Below are 23009 nucleotides of genomic sequence, written 5' to 3'. Positions count from 1 at the left end.
CGCCTATCCGAGATCGACTTCGCGCTGCTGCACCAGCCTCGGCATCCGCACGCCCTCCCACGCCAACCGCCGCGCCCGCTCCGGATCGTGTTCGACCCGGCTCGGCGCGTCGATGATCAAGGTGCTGCGACGGCTCTCGGTGTAGGCGGGCCAGGACGGCAGCGGCGCGCCGGTATGCGCGAAACGCAGCCAATTGTCCTGGAACTGCCTGGTCACCGACACCAGGCCGCGTCGCCCGCCGGCCGCGGTGAGCGCCCGGCCGAAGGGGGTGTCGGCCACGCCGAACACCGGGATGAGATCGGTGGCGTGGGTGGCGCCGATCCCGGCCAGCCGCAGCGCGCGCGGCGCGTAGTCGTAGCGGTAGGCGTAGGTCGGCGCGTGCCTGCTGTGCCCGGCCATCACCTCGATCGACGGCCGCCAGAACACGAAATCGCCGCCCGCCCGGATGGCCGCCTTCGGCGCGGGATAACCGGGGTAGGCGGCGCGTACGCGGGCCTCGATCTCGGCGTCGCCGACGGCGGCCCGCAGCCGCTGCGGTGTGGTCGGCAGCGCGTAGTCGGCGAACTTCGCGAACAGAGTGCCCTCGTTGTTGCAGGTGCCGATGATCAGCGGCACGCGGTGGGCGTTGCCGTCGGCGATGGCGTCGATCGGCGCCTGCGGCAGCAACGTCCCGTCGACGACGGGCGCGGCGGCGAAGAACCCGGGCCGCTCCTGCAACGACGCCCGCATCGCCCGCCCGAAGGCGCGATGGATGTCGTAGGCGTCGGCTTCGGACAGCACCCGCTGCGCGGTGTCCGGTGTCGCGCCGAGCGCTTCCACACAGCGGCGGGCGATCAGCCGCGCGTCGTCGGCGGTCAATGCCCAGTCGGCGGGCGGGCTCTGCGCGATGGCCTGGTGGAACAGCCCCGCCGCGGACGGGGTGGCGAGCAGGCTGAGCACCGCGTGCGCGCCCGCCGATTCACCGAAGATCGTCACATTGCCCGGATCGCCGCCGAAGGCCGTGATATTGGTGCGCACCCACTCCAGCGCGGCGATCTGATCGCGCAGGCCCAGATTGGAGTCGAACGGCCGCTCGTCGGTGCCGAACTCGCCGAAATCGGCGTAACCGAACACGCCGAGCCGGTAGTTCAGCGATACCACGATCACCTCGCCGCCCACCGCCAGCCGCGCACCGGAGTAGAGGCTCAGCGCCGAGGTGCCGAACATGTAGCCGCCGCCGTGGATGAAGACCATGACCGGCAGCGGTGTGCTGCCACGCGAGACCGGCGCGGTGACGTTGAGCGTCAGCGCGTCCTCACTGGTCGGCTGGTAGCGCCGAGCCCCGATCTGGGCACCGGTGCGGTGCTGCATGGCGGCGTTGGCGAACTCGGTGGCCTGGCGGACCCCGGTCCACGGCCGCACCGGACGCGGAGCCCGGAAGCGCAGCTCACCCACCGGCGCCGCCGCATAGGGAATCGACCGCCAGCGAATCACCCGGCGGCCACGGTGACCACGGACGACGCCGTCCGCGGTCGTGACATCAATCGACGCGACCATTGACCGATGGTAACGACAACTGGCGCGCGGCCAACAGAAGTAAACCGAAATTCGCAGGCGAATCACCCACCGGATCCGCGACCGTGCGCAAGACTGAACCCGTGCTCCGACGAAGCCACGAACGTGGCTCAGGCCACATTCCCGCGTTCGCGCCCATCCCGCCATCCGCCCACCGCGAACTCCCTGCCATGCGGGCGAGGAGACGATCATGACCAGAGATACGGGTCCCCTCCCGTTCATCGGCCCCGTCGTCCCCGATCACCTGGCCGGTGAGCGGGCGGCCTGCCCGGTCCGGCAGGGGAACGGCGAGGTCCGCCGCAGGCTCGACGGTCTGCTGAAGTCCACCGCGGCCGGTGACCAGGAAGCCTTCACGCATTTCTATCGCGAGACCAGCCCGCGCGTGTTCGGGCTCGCGCTGCGGGTGCTGCGCAGTCCGGCGGCGGCCGAGGAGACCACCCAGGAGGTCTTCCTCCAGGTGTGGTCGTCGGCCGAACGCTACGATCCGGCGCTGTCGAGCCCGATCGGCTGGCTGATGATGATCACTCACCGGCGCGCGGTGGACCGGGTGCGCAGCGAGAGTTCCGCAGCCGGGCGCGAGATCGTGTACGGGCACGCCCACCTCGGCCGCGATCACGACATCGTCGCCGAAACTGTCGGGCAGCGGATGGACGAACAGGCTGTGCGCGACTGCCTCGACACGCTGACGTCCACGCAGCGTGAAGCCGTCGCCCTGGCCTACTACAGTGGCCGCACCTACCGGGAGGTAGCCGACCACCTCGCCTCACCATTGCCGACCGTCAAAAGCCGCATCCGGGACGGGTTGAAGCGCCTCCAGGACTGCCTGACCGGAGTTTCGCACTGATGACCGACGCGCCCCCACCCGAGCATCCCGACGACCACGACCTACTCGATCTCGCCCACCCCTACGCCCTCGACGCCGTCTCCGACGCCGAACGCGCGAGCATCGAACACCGGCTGCGGGCCTGCGACCCGGACATCCGGCGAGCCTTCGACGAGATCGTGCGCCAGGTGCGCGAGGCGATGGGCGCCCTGTCGGTGCTCGACGCGCAGGCACCGCCGCAGGAGCTTGAGGGGCGAATCCTGGAGGCGATCGCCGAACGCGGTGCCGCTGGTCACGACCCGGCCGCGGTCTCCGACGCCGACCGGCTCAGTGCGCCCGCAGGCACCGATCCGCACGAGCGCAGCCGCGACGGCGAACTCGGCGAGCCCGCAGGCACCGGCCTGCGCCAGCGCTCCGGCGGCGGCGAACCGGGCGAGCCCTCGCGCACCGACCGCACCCACCTCGGTCACCCCAGCCGCACAGGCCCTGCCGCGGTTGAGCCGCCTTCGTCCGGCGCGGCCGGTGCCGATGGCACAGATCGGCCCGCCGCCGACGAACTCGCCGCCGCCCGCACCCGTAAGCGCAAGCTCGTGCGCTGGGTCGCCGCTGCCGCCGCGGTCGCCGCCGTCGTCGCGATCGGTGCCGCCGTGCTCGGTCAGCGCACCTCGGAGCAGGCGCCCGCCCGCATGGTGACCGCCGACCAGGTGCTGCAACAACCCGATGCCCGCACGGTGACCGGCCCGGTCAGCACCGGCGGCACCCTCATCGCCCATATCTCCGACGAGCTGGACGCCGTCGCGATCACCTTCGACGCCGTGCCCCCGCCCCCGGCGGGCCACGCCCATCAGCTGTGGTTGATCGGCCCCGAGGGTGTGCCCCGCTCGGCCGGCGTGCTGACCGACCTGCCCACTCCCGGTGCGCCCTACGTCACCGAATTCGCGGCCTCCGATCAGCTCGCGATGACCGTGGAACCCGCAGGTGGCTCACCGGGCCCCACCACGGACCCGATCGCCGCACTCCCGCTGTCCTGACGCGAGCTGCCCGCACCAGCGCCCGCGATGTGCCGCGGCACCCGCCATGGAGCTCGGCAATCCTGGGCGCCGCCGGCGACCGATCCGCCGATCCGATCACCACGCGGCCGATCTGAGACCGCCTGATCGCGCGCGGCCGGGCCCTCGATGGCCGCGGCGTCCAGGACGCGACAGCGGGATGTGGCGCCGATCGTGATGTGGTGGAGGCCCCGGCCACGATGACCATCGGTCGCCGCGCGCGATCCGGCCGCTGCGCTGCGTGGAACGCCGCTGTCCCGACGCGCTGGGCGATTACCGCCCGCTCAGGAACGCCAGGCCTCCAACAGCCGCAACCAGAATTCGCTGACCGCGGGGAACGCCGGGACCGCATGCCACAGGGTGTCCAGCGGGACGCGGCCGACCACCGCGATCGTCGCGGCATGCAATTGTTCGCCGACTTCGGGGCCGACGAAGGTGGCGCCGAGCAGGGCGTCGGCGGCGGTGTCGATCACCAGCTTCGCCCGGCCCGCGTAGTCGTCGCGGGCCAGTGCCGATCCGGCGACGGCGATATCGAGTTCGACGGTGTCGACCGCGTGGCCGGCTGTGCGCGCGGCCTCTTCGGTGAGCCCGACCGAGGCCAGTTCCGGATCGGTGTAGACGACCTGTGGTACCTGGGCGTGGTCGGCGGTGGCGGCGTAGCGCGCGCCGTTCAGGGTTCTGCCCTCGGCTCGGGCTGCGATGACGTCACCGCAGATCCGGGCCTGATACTTGCCCATGTGGGTGAGCGCGACGCGATGGTTCACATCGCCGACGGCGTAGAGCCAGGGCAGGCCGGGCACGGTCAGCTGGTCGTCGACCTCGACGTAGCCGGGCGCGAGCCCGACCGATTCCAGCCCGAGGTCGTCGGTGGAAGGCGCGCGACCGGCCGCCACCACGATCTCGTCGGCTTCGAGGTCGGTTTCGCCGGTGCGGTCGCGCACGGTGACCGTCACCGGACCGCCGTGGATCCACCCCTCGCCGGTGTCACCGACCTGCGGGCGCCTCACCCGCACCGGCTCGGTGCCGAAACGGATCCGGACCCCGCGCTCGGACAACGCCTCGGCGATCCGTTCGCGGGCGAACGGCTCGACCCGCCCCAGCAGCGACCCACCGCGCACCACCATGGTCACCACGGAGCCGAGCGCGGCCAGCCAGGTGGCGGCCTCGCAGGCCACCACCCCACCGCCGACGATCAGCACCCGGCGCGGCACCTCGGCCAGATTGGTGACATCGCGCGAGGTCCACGGCCGCGCGGCCCGCAGGCCCGGCACATCGGGAATGTTGGCCCTGGTGCCGGTGGCCAGCACCACCGCCTGACGCGCACGAAGCGTGCGTCCGCCGACCTCCACCAGCCGCTCACCCGCCAGCTTGCCCGCGCCGCGCACCACTTCGATGCCGTTGTCGTGTGCCCAGTCCGCCTGCGAGGAGTCGTCGTGGTTGTGCACGAATGCGTCGCGGCGCCGCAGCACCGCGGCCGCATCGAGTCCGTCGGCGCGCACGCCCGGCATGGCGCGGGCGCCGCCGAGCACATGCCCCGGTCGCAGCAGCGCCTTACTCGGGATGCACGCCCAATAGGAGCATTCGCCGCCGACGAGTTCGCGTTCGACGATCGCGGCGGTGCGTTCGCTCCCGGCGATGGCGTAGGAGGCGGCGTTCTCCCCCGCCGGTCCGCCGCCGATGACGATGACGTCGAATTCGGTGGTCTGCACGGGGGCGCCTACTGGAGGTAGCCCTCGACCTGCCTCGGCGAGCTCACCTGCGTCGTGTCCGGTGATTCACCCGCGTCGATGCGGGCGCGGCGCTGCCGCAGCAGATCCCAGCACTGATCGAGCATCACTTCGAGTTCGGCCAGACGCTGCCGTTCCGATTTCGGATCCAGCTCGCCGCTCGTGGCCTGCGACCGCAGCTTGTGCTCCTGCTCGACCAATTCCTTGATACGCCCCAGGATGTCCTGTTCGGTCATAGTGCCCACTCTACGGACCCGGGCCGCTGATCAGGGTTATTCGACGTCGCCGGTCGGCTCCGGTGCGCGCAGCAGGTAGGTGTCCATGATCCAGCCCTTGTCGGCGCGCAGCCGCTGTCTGCGTTCAGCGATCTGCGCGCCGACCTCGGCGACCGATCCCTCGATGAGCACCTGATCGGGCATGCCGAGGTAGGCGCCCCACCAGATCCGCGTGTCGCCGGGCAGATCGGTGAACGCGCAGTCCCCGTCGAGCATGACGACCGTCGATCCCGGGCCGAGGCCGTCCTCGCGCAGGCGGCGTCCGGTGGTGATGTGCACCGGTTCGCCGATGCGATGCAGCACCGTCCGGTGCGCGGCGGCCAGGGCTTGCACGCTGGTCACGCCGGGGATGACGGCGTAGTCGAAGCTGATCGTCGCGCGGGCGAGCACGCGTTCGACCATGCGCAGGGTGCTGTCGTAGAGGGATGGGTCGCCCCAGACCAGGATCGCGCCGACGCCGTCGACCCGCGCGAACTCGTCTTCCAGCAGCAGCGAGCGGCGTTCGTGCCAGTCGGCGACCACCTCGCGGTAGTCGGCGCCGTCCATCGGGGTGCGCGCCCGGGGCGGATCGGCGATCTCCACGATCCGGTACGGATGATCCATATGCTCGGCCAGGATGGTCGTGCGCACATCCACCAGTTCCTGCTTCTCGGCGCCCTTGCCGATCACGAAGAACACCTCGGCCTCGCGCATGGCCTTGATGGCCTGCACCGTTACCTGGTCCGGGTCGCCGGCGCCGATGCCGATCACGTACAGCTTCCGCATAGGGCGAGCCTATGGGGCGACGTCGAGCGCACCGACGCCGCCGGGGGCCGCCGCCGCGCGGCCCGGCTGGAAGTAAGGTCGAGGCGTGACCACCCCAGACACCCAGTACGAAAAGTTGCTCCGTCAGGTGCTCACCTCCGGCACGCCGAAGTCCGATCGCACCGGTACCGGCACCCGCAGCGTCTTCGGCCATCAACTGCGCTACGACCTGTCGGCCGGCTTCCCGCTGATCACCACCAAACGCGTGCACCTGAAGTCGATCGTCTACGAGCTGCTGTGGTTCCTGCGCGGCGATTCCAACGTGGGCTGGTTGCGCGAGCACGGCGTGACGATCTGGGATGAGTGGGCCGCACCGGACGGCGAACTCGGCCCGGTCTACGGCGTGCAGTGGCGGTCCTGGCCGACACCGGACGGCGGCCATATCGACCAGATCTCCCAGGTGCTGCGCACGCTGCGCGAGGACCCGGATTCGCGGCGCATGATCGTCTCGGCGTGGAACGTGGCCGAACTGGACAAGATGGCACTGGCGCCGTGCCACGCGTTCTTCCAGTTCTATGTGGCCGACGGCAAGCTGTCCTGCCAGCTGTACCAACGCAGCGCCGACCTGTTCCTCGGGGTGCCGTTCAATATCGCCAGCTACGCGCTGCTGACGCAGATGGTGGCGCAGCAGACCGGGCTGGAGCCGGGCGAATTCATCTGGACCGGCGGCGACTGCCACATCTACGACAACCACGTCGACCAGGTCACCGAACAGCTGACCCGCGAGCCGTACCCGTTCCCCACGCTGAAACTGCGCAAGGCCGCCTCGCTGTTCGACTACTCCTACGACGACGTCGAGATCGTCGACTACCGGCATCACCCGGCGATCAAGGCACCGGTGGCCGTGTGAGCCCGGACCGCGTCTTCGGCCTGATCTGGGCCCAGACGCCCGACGGAGTGATCGGCGCCGACAACCGGATCCCCTGGCGGGTGCCCGAGGATATGGCCAACTTCAAAGAGGTCACCATGGGTCATCCGGTGGTGATGGGCCGACGCACCTGGGATTCGCTGCCGCCGCGTTTCCGTCCGCTGACCGGGCGCCGCAATATCGTGGTGACCAGGCAACCGGACTGGGCGGCCGAGGGCGCCGAACGCAGCGCCTCGCTCCCCGAGGCGCTCGCGGTGACCGCACCCGACGATGTGTGGATCATGGGTGGCGGCGAGATCTATCGCGCCGCAATGGAATACGCCACCGAACTGCTCGTCACCGAGATCGACCTCGACGTCGCGGGCGATGCGTACGCGCCCGCCATCGACTCGCAGTGGCAGCCCGACGCCGACACGCCGTGGCAGCAGTCGAGTGCGGGCCCGCGGTACCGGATCCGCAGATTCACCCGACGCCGCTGAATTCCGCCCACCACACTCCCGGCTCGAACGCGCAACCGGCGCAAAACGCCCGAGCGCCGGTGACGGGTCGGGCATACTCAGCGATATCGGCCCCGAACACCAGCCCTGTTCCGGGTGTGATCTGCGAAAGGCAGTCCATGGACAAGAAATCGCTGACCGCGGTAGCTCGCCAGCAACTCAAGCTGGCCGCTACAGCCACGAGCGGCCGTAGCTCGCAAACGATCTACGGCGGCCACGCGCAAACGCTGCGCCAGACCGTCGTCGGTCTCAGCGCGGGCCAGAGCCTGGCCGAACACGACAACTTCGGCGATGCCACCCTGCTGGTGCTCAGCGGCACCCTGACCTTGATCAGCGGCGACAACGAATGGAAGGGCTCGGCGGGCGACCTGATCGTGGTACCCAAGGCCCGGCACAGCGTCAAAGCCGTCGACGACGTGGCCTTTCTGCTGACCGTCGCGAAATAGCGCGCCGACGTAGGTGAGGCTTACGAAACAGCAACGCGCGGCCCATGATCCGGGTGAGTATTAACACGCCCTCGGCCAATCGCTGCGGTCAGCACGCTCGCAGCTACTAGGCTTGTCGATCATGGGTGAGCCGCAGCCGATCCTCCAACCGCTCACACCGTCCGCGATCTTCCTCGTCGCCACCATCGACGAGGGTGGCGAAGCGGCGGTGCGCGACCTGCTCGCAGATCTCGCGGGCCTGCGCCGTTCGGTGGGGTTCCGGCTGCCGGGCGCCGGCCTCACCTGCATCGTCGGTATCGGCTCGACGGCATGGGATCGGCTGTTCTCCGGCCCGCGCCCCGCCGAACTGCACGAGTTCCCCGGATTCGCCGGCCCGCGTCATCAGGCGCCGGCCACCCCGGGTGATCTGCTGTTCCATATCAGGGCCGAGGTGCACGACGCCTGCTTCGAGCTGGCCATGGCGATCGGCAAACGGCTCGACGGCGCGGCCACCATCGTCGACGAGACCACCGGCTTCCGGTACTTCGAACAGCGCGATCTGCTCGGATTCGTGGACGGCACCGAGAACCCGGAGGGCGCGCTCGCCGATTCCCCGGCGGGCCGGGCGGCGCTGGTCGGCGACGAGGACCCCGAGTTCACCTGCGGCAGCTACGTCATCGTGCAGAAGTACGTGCACAAGATGAGCGAATGGGCGGCAACCTCGGTCGAGGAGCAGGAACGCGTCATCGGGCGCACCAAGCTCGACGATTTCGAACTGCCCGACGAGGTGAAACCGGCCGACTCGCACGTCGCGGTGAACACCATCGTCGATCCGGACGGCACCGAACGACAGATCCTGCGGGCCAATATGCCCTTCGGCAGCATCCGCGAGAACGAGATGGGCACCTACTTCGTCGGTTATTCGGCCACGCCGAGCGTCACCGAGCAGATGCTGACCCGCATGTTCCTCGGCTCCGACGAGGCCGCCTACGACCGGATCCTCGACTTCTCCACCGCCGTCACCGGTGGCCTGTTCTTCGTTCCCGCCCAAGACTTCCTCGACGATCTGCCCGACCCACCCGGGGCCTCACCGGCAGACGACGCCACCCCCGCCGCACCTGCCGCAGACGGCTCTCTCGGTATCGGCACGTTGAAAAGGAGCAGTTAACTCATGAACAACCTGCATCGTGAACTCGCGCCGATCACCTCCGAGGCGTGGTCGGCGATCGAGGAAGAGGCCACCCGCACCTTCAAGCGGCACATCGCGGGCCGCCGCGTCGTCGACCTGTCCGGCCCGCACGGCACCGACTACTCCGCCGTCGGCCTCGGCCGCACCACGCCCATCGCCGCCCCCGACGACGGCGTGCAGGCCCGGCAGCGGCTGGTCGCGCCGCTGGTGGAACTGCGGGTGCCGTTCACCCTCTCGCGCGAAGAACTCGACAATGTCGAGCGCGGCGCCGAAGACGCCGATCTGGACCCGGTGAAGGATGCCGCCAAGCGCATCGCCTGGGCCGAGGACCGCGCCATCTTCGAGGGCTACCCGGCCGCCAACATCACCGGTATCCGTGCCAGCGCCTCGAACGAGCCGGTCGCGGTGCCAAGCGATCCGCGGCTGGTGCCCGAGGCCGTGGCCCAGGCGCTGAGCGAACTGCGCCTGGCCGGTGTGGACGGCCCCTACTCGGTGCTGTTGAGCGCCGACCTCTACACCGCCGTCAGCGAGACCTCCGACCACGGGCACCCCATCCGCACCCACATCGAGCGCCTGATCCCCGAGGGCGAGATCATCTGGGCGCCCGCCATCGACGGCGCGTTCGTGCTCACCACCCGCGGCGGCGACTTCGACCTCCAGATCGGCCAGGACCTCTCGATCGGCTACCTCAGCCACGACGCGGAATCGGTGCAGCTGTACTTCCAGCAGAGCCTGACCTTCCTCGTCTACACCGCCGAGGCGGCCGTCGCGCTGCAAGCCTGAGCCGCCGTACTGGTGGCGACGTCCGCGCCGCGGCAGTATGGTCGCGACCAGCCAGTTGCGGTAGCGGACGGAGACGACATGACGTTGGTGCACGCGGGCGTGGTGCCCACCAGGCGCGCGATGATCTACGGCGTGCTCGGCATCGCCGTCACGGTCGCGCTGTGCCTGGGCACCATCGCCGCGTTCGGCATGAATCGGGTGTTCACCGGCCTGCTCGCCGGTGCGATCGCCGGCGTGGCGGTGCTCGTCGCCCTGTTCACCCGCGACGCCGTCGTGCTCACCGAAGGCGCCATCTACCGCCGCACCCCCTGGGCCGAAACCAGCATCGACTGGGACCGGGTGGTCGCGGGCCGCTTCACCCTCGACGAACGCTCCCGCTGGTCGCTGGCGCTGGACCTGGTCGGCGGCGACGAGGAACACGGCGAACTCGTGCTGCTGTCGATCCCGCCGGTGAGCGGACCGGTGACGAGCGCCTACGACATGCGCAAACGCGAGCAGGTGGATCAGATCCGGAACATGCTGCGCCGCAAGAAGATTCCGGTGATGGTGCTGCCGGAGATCGCGGGGGCGCTGCACGAGCACTGGAATATCGCGCCGCCCACGCACTGAGCGGTGGTTGCTGCCGGGGTCGTGCGGTGCACTCGGTGGTCGAGGCATCCGATCGCCGGGTGGCCGGGTCAATCATCCTCGGATACGTTGGCAATCGTGTCGATGATGAAGGGCGCCAACGTCGCTGTTCCACTGGCCGCGGTTCGCGTCGAAATGGGATGGCAATCCGGGCCCGGCGTTCCCGACGCGGACGCGTCCGCCTTGCTGCTGGCCGGTGGAAAGGTCCGCTCCGACAACGATTTCGTGTTCTACAACCAGCCCGCGCACCCGTCGGGCGCGGTGCGGCACGAGGGTAAGCAGCGGGGCGCGCAAATCATCGATGTGCTGGCCGTGCAGTTGGATCGGGTCGAACCGCAGATCGACACCATCGTCATCGCCGCCTCCGCCGACGGCGGCACCTTCGCCCAATTCCACGGTCTGTACGTGCGCCTGCTCGACCCCGCGAACGGCGCCGAGATCGCACGTTTCGACAGCACCGGCGCCACCAGCGAAACCGCCTTCGTGCTCGGCGAGCTCTACCGCAGGCAGGACGCATGGAAGTTCCGCGCGGTCGGGCAGGGGTACGACACCGGGCTCTCCGGGCTGGCCACCGATTTCGGCATCTCGGTCGACGACGATCCGGCGCCCACACCCACACCCGCACCCGCACCCGCACCGACGCTGCCGCCTACGCACGTAGCCGCGCCGCCGCCGACACCCGCCTCACCACCGACACCCACACCTCCGCCCGCACCTGCGCCTCCACGCGCACCCGCACCGCCGCCGCATACACCCGGGGCCGCACCGCAGGCTCAGCCGCCACGACCGGCGAGCAACAGCCCCATCAGCATGACGAAACTGTCGCTCACCAAGGACGAGCCGTCGGTCTCGCTCACCAAGCGCGGCGCGACCAGCGGCACGATGCGGGTGAATCTGAACTGGTCCAGCGGAAAACAGGGACTGTTCGGCACCCGCCGCGGCGCGGCCATCGACCTGGATCTGTGCTGCATGTGGGAGTTGGCCAACGGCAACAAGGGACTGGTGCACGCGGTCGGCAGTTTCGGTTCGCTGGACGCCGAACCGTATGTGCGGCTGGACAAGGACGATCGCACCGGCAGTGCGGCCACCGGCGAGAACCTCGATATCAACCTCGACCACATCGCCGATTTCCGCCGCCTGCTGGTGTACGCGACCATCTACGCGGGCGCCCCGGACCTGCGCGGTGTCGAGGCGACGGCGACGTTGTACCCGGTGGGGTCGGCGCCGATCGAGATGAACGTCGGCGGCTGCACCGACAATTCGAAGGCGATCGTGCTGGCGCTGATCGAGAATGTCGGCGGCGAGCTCGTCGTCCGGCGCGAGGGTGTCTTCGTGCGGCCGCCGGTCGACCCGCCACGGTGGGTGAACAAGGCCGTCGACCAGGCCTATGGATGGGGCCTGTCCTGGGTGCCGGCCAAAGGCAAGTCCTGAGCGTCAGCCGATGCGGCCGAGCAGGGCGCCCGCCTCGGCGCGCACCGAGTCCAGTGGGCCCGGCCAGCCGAGGACGCGCAGGACCGCGTCGGAGATGTCCGAACGGGCCGTCGCGGGCGCCGCGCCGTGATCGGATCGGATGCTGATCACGGTTTCGACCAGCCGGAACGGCAAGGTGGTCGCGGCCGGTACACCGGCTGCCCCCGCCTCGGCGACCACCTCGGCGGCCAGCTGTTCGTAGTGGGTGCGTAGCTCGTCCCGGCGCAGCCGAAACGATGCGAAGCGCTCCCCGCGCAGCTCCGGCAGCAGATACAAGGCGCCGAGATTCCAGCGTGACGCGCAGAGCTGGTCCACGTCCGACCAGGCCAGGGCATACAGCCGGACCGGCGCCCGTTCGTCGATCTCGCGCAGCTCGGCCGCCAAAGCCAATGGGACGGCGATGGTTTCGGCGAGCAGCGCGTCGAGGATGTCATCTTTGGCGGCGAAATGGTGATACAGCGAGGCCTGCCTGATGCCGACGGCGTCGGCGATCCCCCTGGTCGAGGTGCTGCCGTAGCCGTTGGTGGTGAACAGCTCGGCGGCGGCGTCGAGGATCTCCTCGCGCGGTGTGCTGCCGCGGCGCAAGCGTTGCTCGACGCGCGGACGTCCTGGACCGAGATTGACCACGTCCTCATTCTCGCATCGCCGCGATCACGGCCAGTGGCCGCGCACCCCGCCCGCCTCGCCGTGCGCCCAACCTCGCGGTGAGGTTTCTGTCATTCGACAGAAAAGCTGGAAACCCAGAAGTTACCGGAGGACCTCCAACCGATACACGCAGGTCACCGAAAGCGCGATCGCGGCCGCAAAACTATCGACTGATAGTTATTGGCGCTCGCCGAAGGACATCCGCATATGGCCACCACAGTCGACACCCGCCCCGCCGATCCGCCCGACCACGGCTCCGACAGCGCCGATCTCGCCGATTTCGGCTACCAGCCCGTCCTGCATCGCAAGCTCGGGCGCTACGCCTCCTTCGCGGCCGGATTCTCGTTCGTCTCCATCCTCACCACGATCTTCCAGTTCTTCGGCTTCGGATATTCGTTCGGCGGGGCCGCGTTCTTCTGGACCTGGCCGATCGTGTTCCTCGGCCAGCTCATGGTGGCGTTGAACTTCGCCGAGCTGGCGGCGCGGTACCCGCTGTCCGGGTGCATTTACCAGTGGTCGCGGCGGCTGGGCGGCGCGGTCGTCGGCTGGTTCGCCGGGTGGCTGATGATCATCGCGCGGGTGGTCACCGCGGCCGCGGCGGCGATCGCGCTCCAGGTGGTATTGCCCTCGATCTGGAGCGGATTCCAGGTCATCGGCTCCGACACCGCGCTCACCTCCTCATCCGGTGCGATGAACGCGGTACTGCTCGGGACCGTGCTGATGGCGCTGACCACGCTGATCAATGTGATCGGCATCGATATCATGGCGCGGATCAACTCGATCGGGGTCACCATCGAAATCGTCGGCGTGCTGGCGATCATCGCGCTGTTCTTCGCCGATACCGAACGCGGGCCCGGCGTCGTCTTCGAGACCGAACACGCCGCACCCGGCCCGTACTGGGCGGCGTTCCTGGTGGCCGGGCTGATGGCGGCCTACGTCATGATCGGATTGGATTCGGCCGGTGAGCTCGCCGAGGAGACCAAGGATCCGCGCCGGGTCGCGCCACGGATGATCCTGACCGCCCTGACGGTCTCGGCGATCGGCGGCGGGTTGATGCTGCTCGGCGCGCTGATGGCGGCACCGAGCCTGTCCGACGGCGCCCTGGCCGCCGATGGGCTGGCCTATGTGCTCACCGCCAAGCTGAACAGCACCGCGGGCACGGTGCTGCTCGGTTGTGTCGCGGTCGCGATCATGGTGTGCACGCTGGCCATTCAGACCGCCGGTTCGCGATTGATCTTCTCCATGGCGCGTGACGGGAAACTGCCTTTCGCCCGCGCGCTTTCGGTTGTGCACCCGCGCTTCGGCACTCCGGTACTGCCCGCGGTGGTGTTCGGTGTGCTCGCCATCGCTTTGCTGCTGGTGAATCTCGGCAATGCGGCGATCTTCGCGACGCTGGCCAGCGTCTGCATCGTGACGCTTTACCTCGCCTATCTCCTGGTGACGGTGCCGCTGCTGGTGCGCCGCTGCCTGGGCTGGCCGACAGGCGAGCAGGAAGGCGCCCGCACCGGACTGTTCTCGCTGGGCCGCTTCGGGATTCCGGTGAATGTGCTCGCGGTGCTCTGGGGTATCGCGATGGTCGTGAATCTGGCCTGGCCGCGGGCGGAGGTGTACACGCCGGACGGCGGATCATCGGTGATGCGTTGGGCCGCACCGATCTTCGTGCTCGCCACGCTCGCGGTGGGTGCGCTGGTCTACCGGATGGTGGTCGCCCGCAACGGCACCTCCGAGCCGACGCCGCAACCTCTGACCACCGAGCCGATGCCCGGACCGCTGACCCGATAGCCGCGCCTGAGTCGTTCGCAGCCCGGACCGCGCGCCGGCTACGGCGCAGGAGCTGATCGGACCGCCGACCTCATAGCCGGCTCCCGCACCGGAGCCGATCACGCTCCCCAACCGCAAAGCCCATTACCGCACCAAAGCCGACCACGCACCCCCAACCGCAAAGCCCACTACCGCACCGAGCCGACCACGCCTACGACCTGCAACCGAACCGACTGCCGCCTAGCCCAAAACGACGATCCTGCCTCGAATTCCCCCACCCACTACCCGCGATCCCCACCGAGGAGCAGCGATGACCCGAACAACCTCATCCACCAGCGGCGCCCGAGCACACGCCCGGGCCCAGGCGGCCACAGCGTCCGTCGTCGGACCCGACCTTCCGCCGGGCCTCGACCCGGAGGCTCTCACCTTCGCCCAGCGCATCCCGGCCGACGGCTACGCCAACGTCGTGCTCGGCCGCGGCACCCGCCTGCGGCTGGCCGATCCGGCGGGCGACGCCTGCGCCCACCTGACGCTCATGCGGGCAGGCGCCCCGTGGGAGCGCCTCAATGTCGCCGACACCGTGAAGGTGCCCTGGCAGGCCTACCTCGGTCCCGGGCATCCGCTGCTATCGGATCAGGGCCGAGTGCTCGCGACCGTCGTCGCCGACGATTCCGGTGCCCACGATGCCCTGTGCGGTCCCTCCGCCACCGGCCGGGCACTGCTGCGGATGGCAGGCGCCAAACAGGGATTGACCCCGCGCGATATCGCACCCCCGGTGTCGCTGTTCCGTGGCGTGCGGGTGGGCGACGACGGCAGCCTCACCGGCACCGGCAACCGCGCGCCCGGTGCGGCGGTCGAGCTGATCATCCATCTGCCCGTCATCGTGCTGATCGCCAACGCCGCGCACGCGCTCGACGACCGGCCGGTCACCGAACTCGATGTGCTGGCGTGGCACGCGCCGGCCGATCTGGATGCCACGCACAACACCGACCCCGAATACCTGCGCGCGGTGGAGAACACCGAAGCCGCATGGGCGGCCGCACTCGACACGAAGGACATCGCATGACCGACACCGTTGCCCGCACCGTCATCGGCGACCACCTGGTCGACGCCTGCGCACCGTGGTCGGCGATCGTGCGCGCGGGCGAATACCTCGAGATCATCGACCTGCACGGAAACCAGGCCGTCGATTGCCTGCTCTACGCGGCCGCCGATCACGCCGACCGCTACAGCGCTCAGGCCACCATCGCCGCGCAGCGCAATATCTTCCTCACCACCGGCAGCGTGCTGCGCACCGAGAACGGCACCCGCCTGATGACGGTGGTCGCCGACGAAGTAGGCAACCACGACACCATCGCCGGCGCCTGCTCCCAGGAGTCGAACACCCTGCGCTACGGCCATCACACCCGCCATCAGCACGCCTGCGTGGAGAACTTCCTCGCCGAAGGCATGCGCTGGGGCCTGGGCAAACGCGATCTGGTGTCGAATATCAACTGGTTCATGAATGTCCCGGTGGAGGCCGACGGCACCCTCGGCATCGTGGACGGCCTGTCGGCGCCGGGCAAGCGGGTGACGCTGCGCGCCGAGACCGACACGTTGGTGCTGGTGTCGAACTGCCCGCAGATCAACAACCCCTGCAATGGATTCGACCCGACGCCGGTGCGCATGGTGGTGTCGCGATGACCGTCATCGATCCGGATCCGGTCATCGCGCCGGAGGTCACGGCGCCGGTCCGCCAGGTGGAGGTGGTGCGGCCGGGTGCGATGACCACCGTGCAGGATTGGCCGGGGCGCGTCGGGTATTGGCATGTGGGAGTGCCACCGTCGGGTCCGATGGACGATGTGTCGTTCCGGCTCGGGAACCGGGTGCTCGGCAATGCCGAGGGCGCGGCCGGGCTGGAATGCACTCTCACCGGGCCGGCGCTGCGGTTCCACGCGGCGACGTGGGTGTGCGTCACCGGTGCTCCGGCGCAGGTCACGGTGGACGGCCTGCCGGTGGAGCAGTGGCGCACCATCGAGGTCCCCGCAGGCGGGTTGCTCGAGGTGGGCGCGATCCGCGGGCCGGGTTTGCGCGCGTACATTCTGCTGTCCGGCGGCTTCGCGCTACCCGAATACCTCGGCAGCTCGGCCACTTTCACGCTCGGCAAGTTCGGCGGCAGTACCGGAGGGACACTGCAAGCCGGTGAACTGCTGCCGATGGGTCCGGCCCACGCCCCGCGGGCCACCGCGGTACCGGCCGACGATCGTCCGGTGATGTCGCGGCGCTGGGAGCTCGCCGTCACCGAGGGACCGCACGGTGCGCCGGAGTTCTTCACCCGCGCCGACTTCGACACCATCATCGGCACCGACTACGAGGTGCATTTCAATTCCGATCGCACCGGCGTCCGGCTGATCGGGCCGAAACCGGAGTGGGCGCGCACCGACGGCGGCGAGGCGGGCCTGCATCCGTCCAATATCCACGACACCCCGTATTCGGTCGGCGCGCTGGACTTCACCGGCGACACCCCGATTCTGCTCGGCCCGGACGGTCCCAGCCTCGGTGGTTTCGTCTGCCCCGTCACGGTGGTGGCGGCGGATCGGTGGAAGCTCGGCCAGCTGTGCCCCGGCGACGCGGTTCGGTTCGTGCCGATCCGGGCGGAGCGCTCCGCGCCGATGGCCGCGCTGGGGCCCGCGCGACGGGCAGGCTGGCAGCCGGTGCTGTCCACCGGCGGCGACGGTGACGACGGCATCCTCCGCCGCACCGACGCCGACGACGACACCAGCGTCACCTACCGGCGCGCCGGCGACGACGGTGTGCTCATCGAATACGGCGCCATGACCTTGGATCTCGGCCTGCGCGCCCGCGTGCACGCCTTGCACGAACATCTGCTCGCGCTCGCACCGCGCGGGATCGTCGACCTGACGCCGGGGGTGCGATCGCTTCAGGTGAAGGTCGATCCGGCGGTACTGCCGGTTCGCCTGCTGCTGGATCTGCTGGCCGAGGCCGAACAGCAGCTGCCCGCGTCGGACGCGCTGGTGGTGCCGAGCCGGACCGTGCACCTGCCGCTGTCCTGGGACGATCCATCCACCAGGGAGGCGATCACCCGGTACATGCACGGTGTCCGCGCGGATGCGCCGTGGTGCCCGTGGAATATCGAGTTCATCCGGCGGATGAACGGGCTGGACTCGGTCGATGACGTCTACCGCACCATGTTCGACGCCGAGTACCTCGTGCTCGGCCTCGGCGATGTGTACCTCGGTGCGCCGGTCGCGACTCCGACCGATCCGCGGCACCGGCTGGTCACCACCAAATACAATCCGGCGCGCACCTGGACGCCGGAGAACGCGGTCGGCATCGGCGGCGCCTACCTGTGCATCTACGGGATGGAAGGCCCCGGCGGGTACCAGTTCGTCGGTCGCACAACCCAGGTGTGGAACCATCGAGGCACCGGAACACCCTGGCTCCTGCGGTATTTCGACCGCATCCGCTGGTATCCGGTCGAGGCGGACGAACTACTCGACCTGCGTGCCGATTTCGCGACCGGGAAGGTGAATCTGCGCACTGAAGACGGCGAGTTCCGCCTCGCCGACTACCGGCGCTTCCTCGCCGACCACGCCGATTCCATCGCCGAGTTCCGCGCCATGCAGGCGCAGGCCTTCGCCGCCGAACGCCAATCCTGGCGCTCGGCGGGCGAGTTGGCCGAAACGTGAGCGGATCAGCGCAGGTCGCGGAAGAACTCCCGGATATCGGAGGTGAGCAGCACCGGCTCCTCCAGGGCCGCGAAATGCCCGCCGCGGTCGACGTCGATCCAGCGGGTGATCGTGTCGGCGGTGCCCGCGTACTTGCGGATGGCGACGTCGTGGGCGAACACGATCACACCCGTCGGCACGCCCGAGTTCTGCTTCTCGACGCCCCACGGCGCGTCCTGCGCGTACCCGACGTAGGCCGCGGTGCCCGCCGTCCCGGTGAGCCAGTACAGCATCACGTTGGTCAGCAGCCGGTCGCGGTCGATGATCTTGTCCGGGTCCACCGGGCGCGGATGGGTCCATTCGCGGAACTTGTCCATGATCCACGCCAGTTGGCCGACCGGTGAGTCGACCAGCCCGTAGGCCAGGGTCTGCGGGCGGGTCGACTGTATCGAAATGTAGCCGAATTCCTCCTGCATGAACGCCTCGGTGCGGCGGACCCGGTCGCGCTCGAGTTCGGTCAGCGTCGCCAGTTCTTCCTCCGCCAGCGGCAACGGCAGGAAGTCGCCAACACCACCGTTGACGTGCACGCCCGCCACTCGCTCCGGTGCCACCCGGCCCACCTCCGGGCTCACCGCGGCACCGACATCGCCGCCCTGCACGCCGTAGCGCTCATATCCGAGCCGCGACATCAACTCCGCCCACGCCGCCGCGATCCGCTCGACCGTCCAGCCGGCATCGGCGACCGGCCCGGAGAACCCGAAGCCGGGCAGCGACGGAATGACCACATGGAACGCGTCGGCGGGATCGCCGCCGTGCGCGCGCGGGTCGGTGAGCGGACCGATCAGGTCGAGGAATTCGACGATGGAACCCGGCCAGCCGTGGGTCAGGATCAGCGGCAACGCGTCCGGTTCCGGCGAGCGGACATGCAGGAAGTGGATCAGCTGCCCGTCGATCTCGGTGGTGAACTGCGGGAATTCGTTGAGTGTGCGTTCGGCGGCCCGCCAGTCGTAGTCGTTGCGCCAGTAGGCGACCAGCTCCCGCAGCCAGCCGGTGGGGACGCCGGTAGTCCAGTCGTCGCCGGGCAGCGGTGCGGGCCAGCGGGTCGCGTCGAGCCTGCGGTGCAGGTCGTCGATGTCGCGCTGCGGGATGTCGATGCGGAAGTGGGTGATGGTCATGAGAACTACCGTAGGAACCGGTTAGGGCAAATTCGGTCCTAACTGTGCGGCAGACTCGCGGATATGTGGGAAACCTCGGCGCGACTGCTGCGGCTGCTGTCGCTGTTGCAGATGCATCGCGAATGGACCGGCACCGCCCTGGCCGCCGAACTCGGCATCGATATCCGCACCGTGCGCCGCGATATCGACAAGCTGCGCAACCTCGGATACCCGGTCGAAGCGGCCCGCGGGGTCGCCGGCTACCGCCTCGGCGCCGGCACCCACCTGCCGCCGCTGCTGCTCGACGACGACGAGGCCGTCGCGGTCGCCATCGGCCTGCGCACCGCCGCGGGCGGCACCATCTCCGGCATCGAAGACAGCTCCCTGCGCGCCCTGACGAAACTCGAGCAGATGCTGCCCTCCCGGTTACGTCATCGGGTACGCACCCTGCTCGCGGCGACCGTCACCGTCGGCGCGGGTGGCCCGACCGTAGACCCGGAGATCCTCACCGCGATCGCCGGCGCGATCCGCGACAAGCATCGCCTGCGCTTCGACTACCGAAGCCACAACGGCACAACGACATTGCGCGTCACCGAACCCCATCGCCTCGCCCACACCGGCCGCCGCTGGTACCTCATCGCCTGGGACGTCGACCGCGCCGACTGGCGCACCTTCCGCGTCGACCGCCTACACCCGCGCACCCCCACCGGTCCGCGCTTCACGCCACGCGAGGCCCCCGACATCGACCTGGCCGGCTATGTCTCCAGCAACGTCTCGGTCGCCCCCTACCGCTACGCGGCCCGGGTCACCATCGGTGTTCCCGCCGAAACCGCCGCCGACCGGATCCCGCCGACCATCGGCGTCATCGAACCGATCGACGCCGAATCCTGCACCCTGCGCACCGGTTCCAACTCGCTGGACGAACTCGCGATCTACCTCGCCCTCTTCGACCTGCCGATCCGCATCCACGAACCCCCGGAATTGATCACCCGCATCCGCCAACTCACCGCGCGGCTCAGCGCGGCCGTGGAGTGATCCGCTCGCATCTGGCAGTCCACATCGACGCCGAGGAGCGGGACCGTGAGCGCGCGCAGGTCTTCCCTGAGCCGACGACATTCGTCCGGCTGCCCGGCCTCGGCTGCTGGCAGGATCGACGCTTATGCGCTTCATAGTGCCGGCCATTGTGTCGATGGCCGCAGTCCTGCTCACTGGATGCTCGCTCTTCCCGGAAGGGCCGGATCAGGACGAGCGGGACAGCTGGTCGCGGAAGATCGAGACGGCCATCGAGGCCGTTCCGGGCGTGGCCGACGCGTCACATGCGTTCGAATACCATCCGTACGGTACCAACTCGTACTACACATCCCTGCTCGACGTGCAGCTCGAGGACGACGCCATACCGGCCGACGCCGGGTCCGTGGTGCGTGTCATGGCCACGCAGGCGCTGCCGCCGCACTACCGAGGTGACTCGACAATTGTCGAGATCGAGCGGATGACGGACTCCTATTTCGGGTCCTGGGCGTTCGGGCGGGATGTGCAACCGGAAGTCGACGCAGCCCACAACTGGGCCCGCCTCTCCCTGGCCGGGACCGGTGCGACGATCCACTGGTCCGCGCCCTTCACCATCAATGTCAGCGCGGGCTCGGAGGCGGAACCCCACCGTGCCACCGCGGCAATGCGCCGAATCATCGAGGACTTCCCGGAGCTGGCGTCCAACAATTGGAAGGTGTCCCCCGTTCACGGGGAAGGCATGTTCGAGAGCTATTCGAGGCTGGAACCCAGCGTGATCCACTCCGACGGCCGCCGCCGCTTCCCGTCCGATAGCGAACTCGAATTGTGGGAATGGTTCCTGACCGACCAACCCACCTCGGCGATAGTCCAGGTGTCGGTATTCGACCCACCCGAAGCATCAGGCCGCACACTGGGCGTGATGGTATTCCCGCCCGACGGAGAGAAATTCAGCACCGCGCAGGCGACACAACTCGCCGACCGCCACCTTCCCCACTTGTCCCAGCGCGGTGGCGTGGTCGACTACACCATCATCACCCGCAGCGGGCCCACCTTCGCCGTCCTCGTCGGCGGCTGCCCACCACCCCGCCCCGAGGCCCTGCCGGAGTCGGAGCCCTTCACCCGCCAGTACGAACGGTGCTAGTCCCATGCCTACCGGTCGATGAAGGTTCCTCGCATAGGTTGTCGCGCTTTTCGGGCCTCGTAGCCTGTGCGAGGTGATCAGAACCTGTGCGGCACCAGCTTTGGTGTGCGGTAGGGGGGCCTTGCCGCCGGAAATCGACATGATTGCTACGAACTATGTTCTGGCGACGCCTGATTGGCGAGTCCATCGAGGATGACATCCAGTCCGGCGTTGAACTCCCTTTCGGGTGGGACTGCTTGCGCGTCTCCTGCTGTCTGCGCGAGCAATGGGAACTCCTGGGGGGATAGGGCGGCCATGATTGCGGTGCCTTGACCCGAGAGCGCGGCGTAGTGCTCGTTTTGGAGGAAGCCGAGTAGGTAGGCGATGAGGGTGCGCTGGGCTATGACGCGGTCGGTGCCGGTGAGACCCGCGTCGGTGAGGGCCGAGAGCATGGCTTCGATGAGGTCGAGGGAGCCGCGGGCGGACTGGCGGTGGCGCAGGATCAGGGGTACGGCGGCGGGGTGTTCGGCCGAGGCCCGACGGGTGCGGTCGAGGAGTAGACGGACGCGGTCGCGCCAGTCCAGGCCGGGCGGAAGGGTGAGGTCGACGGCGGCGAAGACGCGCTGGACGACGAGAACTTCGAGGGCTGTCCGGTCCGCGACGTAACGATAGAGGGCCATGGTCGCCATGCCGAGCTCCTTGGCGACGGCGCGCATGGTGAGGGCGTCGAGGCCGTCGCGGTCGATCACGGTGAGGGCGGCGCCGGTCAGGTCGTCGGTGGTCAGCGAACGGGGACGCGGCATGGATTGACAGCGTACGCGATACGCGCATACTGGCTGTAGGCGTACTTTGTACACTTAAGGAGATCCCGATGTCGTTCCCCACCACCGTCACGGGCCGTGAGCTCGTGACGATTACCGGCGCCCCGGTGCCGATACCCGACCCCGATTGCCTGATCCACCTGCAATTCCGCAGATTCGCGGGCTGCCCGGTGTGCAGCCTGCATCTGCGGTCGATCGTCAATCGGCTGGATGAGATCAGTGCGGCGAATATCCGCGAGGTCGTCGTCTTCCATTCCAGCGCCGAAGAGCTGCTGAAATACACCGCCGACCTGCCGCTGGCAGTGATCGCCGACCCCGACCGCCGTCTCTACCGCGAGTTCGGTGTGGAATCGGCGCCACGCGCGCTGCTCGATCCGCGGGCCTGGCCGACCATCGTCCGTGCCGTCGCTCGTGAGCTGCGTGCGTCACGCGAGCCCGGCCACGTCACGCCACCGGGCAACCCGGAAGGCGGGCGGCTTGGCCTGCCCGCGGATTTCCTGATCGCGCCTGACGGCCGGGTTGTGGCGAGCAAGCACGGGCAGCACGCGGACGATCAGTGGTCTGTCGACGAACTGCTGGCTAACGCCGCACAGACCGAGTCCGGGGTATCTCGATAACAGTCGCTCGGCCCGTCCTGCTGCTTTCAACGGCCCTCGCGGCAGCACACCACCGAGGCGTGGGCGGCGTGCGGTCGACCTGCCGCGCCGACCCCGACATCTTCGCGCCGGGAGAACATCCACC

Annotated in this window: 23 protein-coding genes; 16 read left to right on the top strand and 7 right to left on the bottom strand. The window is 69.1% G+C overall.

Annotated elements, in window-relative coordinates; genetic code table 11:
* Positions 1-3: 3 nt before the first annotated feature.
* Complete coding sequence (locus tag FEK34_RS22185) at positions 4-1536, bottom strand: carboxylesterase/lipase family protein (protein ID WP_138450642.1); 1533 nt, start codon at positions 1534-1536, stop codon at positions 4-6.
* Positions 1537-1744: 208 nt separating this feature from the next.
* On the opposite strand from FEK34_RS22185, the gene sigK reads away from it, so the two are divergent.
* Together sigK and FEK34_RS22175 are read left to right on the top strand one after the other, a co-directional pair.
* On the top strand, positions 1745-2398 hold the full coding sequence (sigK, locus tag FEK34_RS22180; protein WP_138450640.1) for an ECF RNA polymerase sigma factor SigK: 654 nt from the start codon (positions 1745-1747) through the stop codon (positions 2396-2398).
* Positions 2398-3408, top strand: a complete 1011-nt coding sequence (locus FEK34_RS22175) for an anti-sigma factor (RefSeq protein ID WP_138450638.1) — start codon at positions 2398-2400, stop codon at positions 3406-3408. Before sigK ends, FEK34_RS22175 begins: the two co-directional genes overlap by 1 nt.
* A 302-nt stretch (positions 3409-3710) precedes the next feature.
* On the opposite strand, the gene FEK34_RS22170 is transcribed toward FEK34_RS22175, so the two are convergent.
* The 3 genes from FEK34_RS22170 to cobF are packed head-to-tail and all read right to left on the bottom strand — an operon-like array spanning position 3711 to position 6193.
* Positions 3711-5135: a dihydrolipoyl dehydrogenase family protein gene (locus FEK34_RS22170; protein ID WP_138450636.1), complete on the bottom strand. Its 1425-nt coding sequence runs from the start codon at positions 5133-5135 to the stop codon at positions 3711-3713.
* 8 nt (positions 5136-5143) lie between these two features.
* Positions 5144-5389, bottom strand: coding sequence for a DUF2630 family protein (locus FEK34_RS22165; protein ID WP_036540231.1), 246 nt, complete (start codon positions 5387-5389; stop codon positions 5144-5146).
* 36 nt (positions 5390-5425) lie between these two features.
* The gene (gene cobF / locus FEK34_RS22160) at positions 5426-6193 is read right to left on the bottom strand and encodes a precorrin-6A synthase (deacetylating) (RefSeq protein WP_138450634.1); all 768 of its coding nucleotides are present in this window, start codon (positions 6191-6193) and stop codon (positions 5426-5428) included.
* A gap of 85 nt (positions 6194-6278) precedes the next feature.
* Between cobF and FEK34_RS22155 the strand changes: the two genes are divergently transcribed.
* From FEK34_RS22155 to FEK34_RS22125, 7 genes are all read left to right on the top strand, one after another.
* Positions 6279-7082, top strand: a complete 804-nt coding sequence (locus tag FEK34_RS22155) for a thymidylate synthase (protein ID WP_138450632.1) — start codon at positions 6279-6281, stop codon at positions 7080-7082.
* Complete coding sequence (locus tag FEK34_RS22150; RefSeq protein WP_138450630.1) at positions 7079-7579, top strand: dihydrofolate reductase; 501 nt, start codon at positions 7079-7081, stop codon at positions 7577-7579. The genes FEK34_RS22155 and FEK34_RS22150 overlap by 4 nt, the downstream gene beginning before the upstream one ends.
* Before the next feature lie 137 nt (positions 7580-7716).
* Positions 7717-8043 (top strand): cupin domain-containing protein, encoded by a 327-nt coding sequence (locus FEK34_RS22145; protein WP_138450629.1) that lies wholly within the window; start codon positions 7717-7719, stop codon positions 8041-8043.
* A gap of 121 nt (positions 8044-8164) precedes the next feature.
* On the top strand, positions 8165-9190 hold the full coding sequence (locus tag FEK34_RS22140) for a Dyp-type peroxidase (protein ID WP_138450627.1): 1026 nt from the start codon (positions 8165-8167) through the stop codon (positions 9188-9190).
* A 3-nt stretch (positions 9191-9193) separates the two neighbouring features.
* Positions 9194-9994, top strand: a complete 801-nt coding sequence (locus FEK34_RS22135; RefSeq protein ID WP_138450625.1) for a family 1 encapsulin nanocompartment shell protein — start codon at positions 9194-9196, stop codon at positions 9992-9994.
* A 78-nt stretch (positions 9995-10072) separates the two neighbouring features.
* Complete coding sequence (locus FEK34_RS22130; protein ID WP_138450622.1) at positions 10073-10603, top strand: hypothetical protein; 531 nt, start codon at positions 10073-10075, stop codon at positions 10601-10603.
* A 102-nt stretch (positions 10604-10705) separates the two neighbouring features.
* A complete protein-coding gene (locus FEK34_RS22125) occupies positions 10706-12052 on the top strand; it encodes a TerD family protein (RefSeq protein ID WP_138450933.1) in 1347 nt (448 codons plus the stop codon).
* A 3-nt stretch (positions 12053-12055) separates the two neighbouring features.
* On the opposite strand, the gene FEK34_RS22120 is transcribed toward FEK34_RS22125, so the two are convergent.
* Positions 12056-12718 carry a TetR/AcrR family transcriptional regulator gene (locus FEK34_RS22120; RefSeq protein ID WP_138450620.1) on the bottom strand — a complete coding sequence of 221 codons (663 nt, stop codon included), beginning with the start codon at positions 12716-12718 and terminating at the stop codon, positions 12056-12058.
* 225 nt (positions 12719-12943) lie between these two features.
* Here FEK34_RS22120 and FEK34_RS22115 point away from each other — a divergent pair, with 225 nt between their 5' ends.
* The 4 genes from FEK34_RS22115 (at position 12944) to FEK34_RS22100 (ending at position 18186) form a co-directional block, all read left to right on the top strand.
* Positions 12944-14518: an amino acid permease gene (locus tag FEK34_RS22115; RefSeq protein WP_138450618.1), complete on the top strand. Its 1575-nt coding sequence runs from the start codon at positions 12944-12946 to the stop codon at positions 14516-14518.
* Positions 14519-14807: 289 nt separating this feature from the next.
* Positions 14808-15563 carry a DUF1989 domain-containing protein gene (locus FEK34_RS22110; protein ID WP_138450616.1) on the top strand — a complete coding sequence of 252 codons (756 nt, stop codon included), beginning with the start codon at positions 14808-14810 and terminating at the stop codon, positions 15561-15563.
* A complete protein-coding gene (locus FEK34_RS22105; protein WP_138450614.1) occupies positions 15560-16180 on the top strand; it encodes an urea amidolyase associated protein UAAP2 in 621 nt (206 codons plus the stop codon). Before FEK34_RS22110 ends, FEK34_RS22105 begins: the two co-directional genes overlap by 4 nt.
* The gene (locus tag FEK34_RS22100; RefSeq protein ID WP_138450613.1) at positions 16177-18186 is read left to right on the top strand and encodes a 5-oxoprolinase/urea amidolyase family protein; all 2010 of its coding nucleotides are present in this window, start codon (positions 16177-16179) and stop codon (positions 18184-18186) included. Before FEK34_RS22105 ends, FEK34_RS22100 begins: the two co-directional genes overlap by 4 nt.
* Positions 18187-18191: 5 nt before the next feature.
* Here the strand turns inward: FEK34_RS22100 and FEK34_RS22095 are convergent, their stop codons facing one another.
* Complete coding sequence (locus FEK34_RS22095) at positions 18192-19340, bottom strand: epoxide hydrolase family protein (RefSeq protein WP_138450611.1); 1149 nt, start codon at positions 19338-19340, stop codon at positions 18192-18194.
* Between the two features lie 63 nt (positions 19341-19403).
* On the opposite strand from FEK34_RS22095, the gene FEK34_RS22090 reads away from it, so the two are divergent.
* Positions 19404-20354, top strand: coding sequence for a helix-turn-helix transcriptional regulator (locus FEK34_RS22090; protein WP_138450609.1), 951 nt, complete (start codon positions 19404-19406; stop codon positions 20352-20354).
* Positions 20355-20508: 154 nt separating this feature from the next.
* The gene (locus tag FEK34_RS22085) at positions 20509-21468 is read left to right on the top strand and encodes a hypothetical protein (RefSeq protein ID WP_138450607.1); all 960 of its coding nucleotides are present in this window, start codon (positions 20509-20511) and stop codon (positions 21466-21468) included.
* A gap of 146 nt (positions 21469-21614) precedes the next feature.
* Here FEK34_RS22085 and FEK34_RS22080 read toward each other — a convergent pair whose 3' ends face one another.
* Positions 21615-22250 carry a TetR/AcrR family transcriptional regulator gene (locus FEK34_RS22080; RefSeq protein ID WP_138450605.1) on the bottom strand — a complete coding sequence of 212 codons (636 nt, stop codon included), beginning with the start codon at positions 22248-22250 and terminating at the stop codon, positions 21615-21617.
* A gap of 68 nt (positions 22251-22318) precedes the next feature.
* Here FEK34_RS22080 and FEK34_RS22075 point away from each other — a divergent pair, with 68 nt between their 5' ends.
* Positions 22319-22885, top strand: coding sequence for a peroxiredoxin-like family protein (locus FEK34_RS22075; RefSeq protein WP_138450603.1), 567 nt, complete (start codon positions 22319-22321; stop codon positions 22883-22885).
* Positions 22886-23009: the final 124 nt, after the last annotated feature.

Origin of the sequence: Nocardia cyriacigeorgica, from assembly GCF_005863245.1 — a bacterium.
In the GTDB taxonomy this organism is placed as follows: domain Bacteria; phylum Actinomycetota; class Actinomycetes; order Mycobacteriales; family Mycobacteriaceae; genus Nocardia; species Nocardia cyriacigeorgica_C.
The sequence above is the reverse complement of the archived record's forward strand: the minus strand, read 5'-3'. Positions and strand labels throughout refer to the sequence as shown.

Bases quoted from the DNA above. Each gene is read 5' to 3' on its own strand.
- FEK34_RS22175 (WP_138450638.1), top strand. From the start codon at position 2,398: ATGACCGACGCGCCCCCACCCGAGCATCCCGACGACCACGACCTACTC.
- FEK34_RS22105 (WP_138450614.1), top strand. From the start codon at position 15,560: ATGACCGACACCGTTGCCCGCACCGTCATCGGCGACCACCTGGTCGAC.
- FEK34_RS22140 (WP_138450627.1), top strand. From the start codon at position 8,165: ATGGGTGAGCCGCAGCCGATCCTCCAACCGCTCACACCGTCCGCGATC.
- FEK34_RS22080 (WP_138450605.1), bottom strand. From the start codon at position 22,250: ATGCCGCGTCCCCGTTCGCTGACCACCGACGACCTGACCGGCGCCGCC.
- FEK34_RS22145 (WP_138450629.1), top strand. From the start codon at position 7,717: ATGGACAAGAAATCGCTGACCGCGGTAGCTCGCCAGCAACTCAAGCTG.
- FEK34_RS22185 (WP_138450642.1), bottom strand. From the start codon at position 1,536: ATGGTCGCGTCGATTGATGTCACGACCGCGGACGGCGTCGTCCGTGGT.
- FEK34_RS22110 (WP_138450616.1), top strand. From the start codon at position 14,808: ATGACCCGAACAACCTCATCCACCAGCGGCGCCCGAGCACACGCCCGG.
- FEK34_RS22090 (WP_138450609.1), top strand. From the start codon at position 19,404: ATGTGGGAAACCTCGGCGCGACTGCTGCGGCTGCTGTCGCTGTTGCAG.
- FEK34_RS22100 (WP_138450613.1), top strand. From the start codon at position 16,177: ATGACCGTCATCGATCCGGATCCGGTCATCGCGCCGGAGGTCACGGCG.
- FEK34_RS22165 (WP_036540231.1), bottom strand. From the start codon at position 5,389: ATGACCGAACAGGACATCCTGGGGCGTATCAAGGAATTGGTCGAGCAG.
- FEK34_RS22125 (WP_138450933.1), top strand. From the start codon at position 10,706: ATGATGAAGGGCGCCAACGTCGCTGTTCCACTGGCCGCGGTTCGCGTC.
- FEK34_RS22130 (WP_138450622.1), top strand. From the start codon at position 10,073: ATGACGTTGGTGCACGCGGGCGTGGTGCCCACCAGGCGCGCGATGATC.
- FEK34_RS22085 (WP_138450607.1), top strand. From the start codon at position 20,509: ATGGCCGCAGTCCTGCTCACTGGATGCTCGCTCTTCCCGGAAGGGCCG.
- FEK34_RS22075 (WP_138450603.1), top strand. From the start codon at position 22,319: ATGTCGTTCCCCACCACCGTCACGGGCCGTGAGCTCGTGACGATTACC.
- FEK34_RS22135 (WP_138450625.1), top strand. From the start codon at position 9,194: ATGAACAACCTGCATCGTGAACTCGCGCCGATCACCTCCGAGGCGTGG.
- sigK (WP_138450640.1), top strand. From the start codon at position 1,745: ATGACCAGAGATACGGGTCCCCTCCCGTTCATCGGCCCCGTCGTCCCC.
- FEK34_RS22095 (WP_138450611.1), bottom strand. From the start codon at position 19,340: ATGACCATCACCCACTTCCGCATCGACATCCCGCAGCGCGACATCGAC.
- cobF (WP_138450634.1), bottom strand. From the start codon at position 6,193: ATGCGGAAGCTGTACGTGATCGGCATCGGCGCCGGCGACCCGGACCAG.
- FEK34_RS22115 (WP_138450618.1), top strand. From the start codon at position 12,944: ATGGCCACCACAGTCGACACCCGCCCCGCCGATCCGCCCGACCACGGC.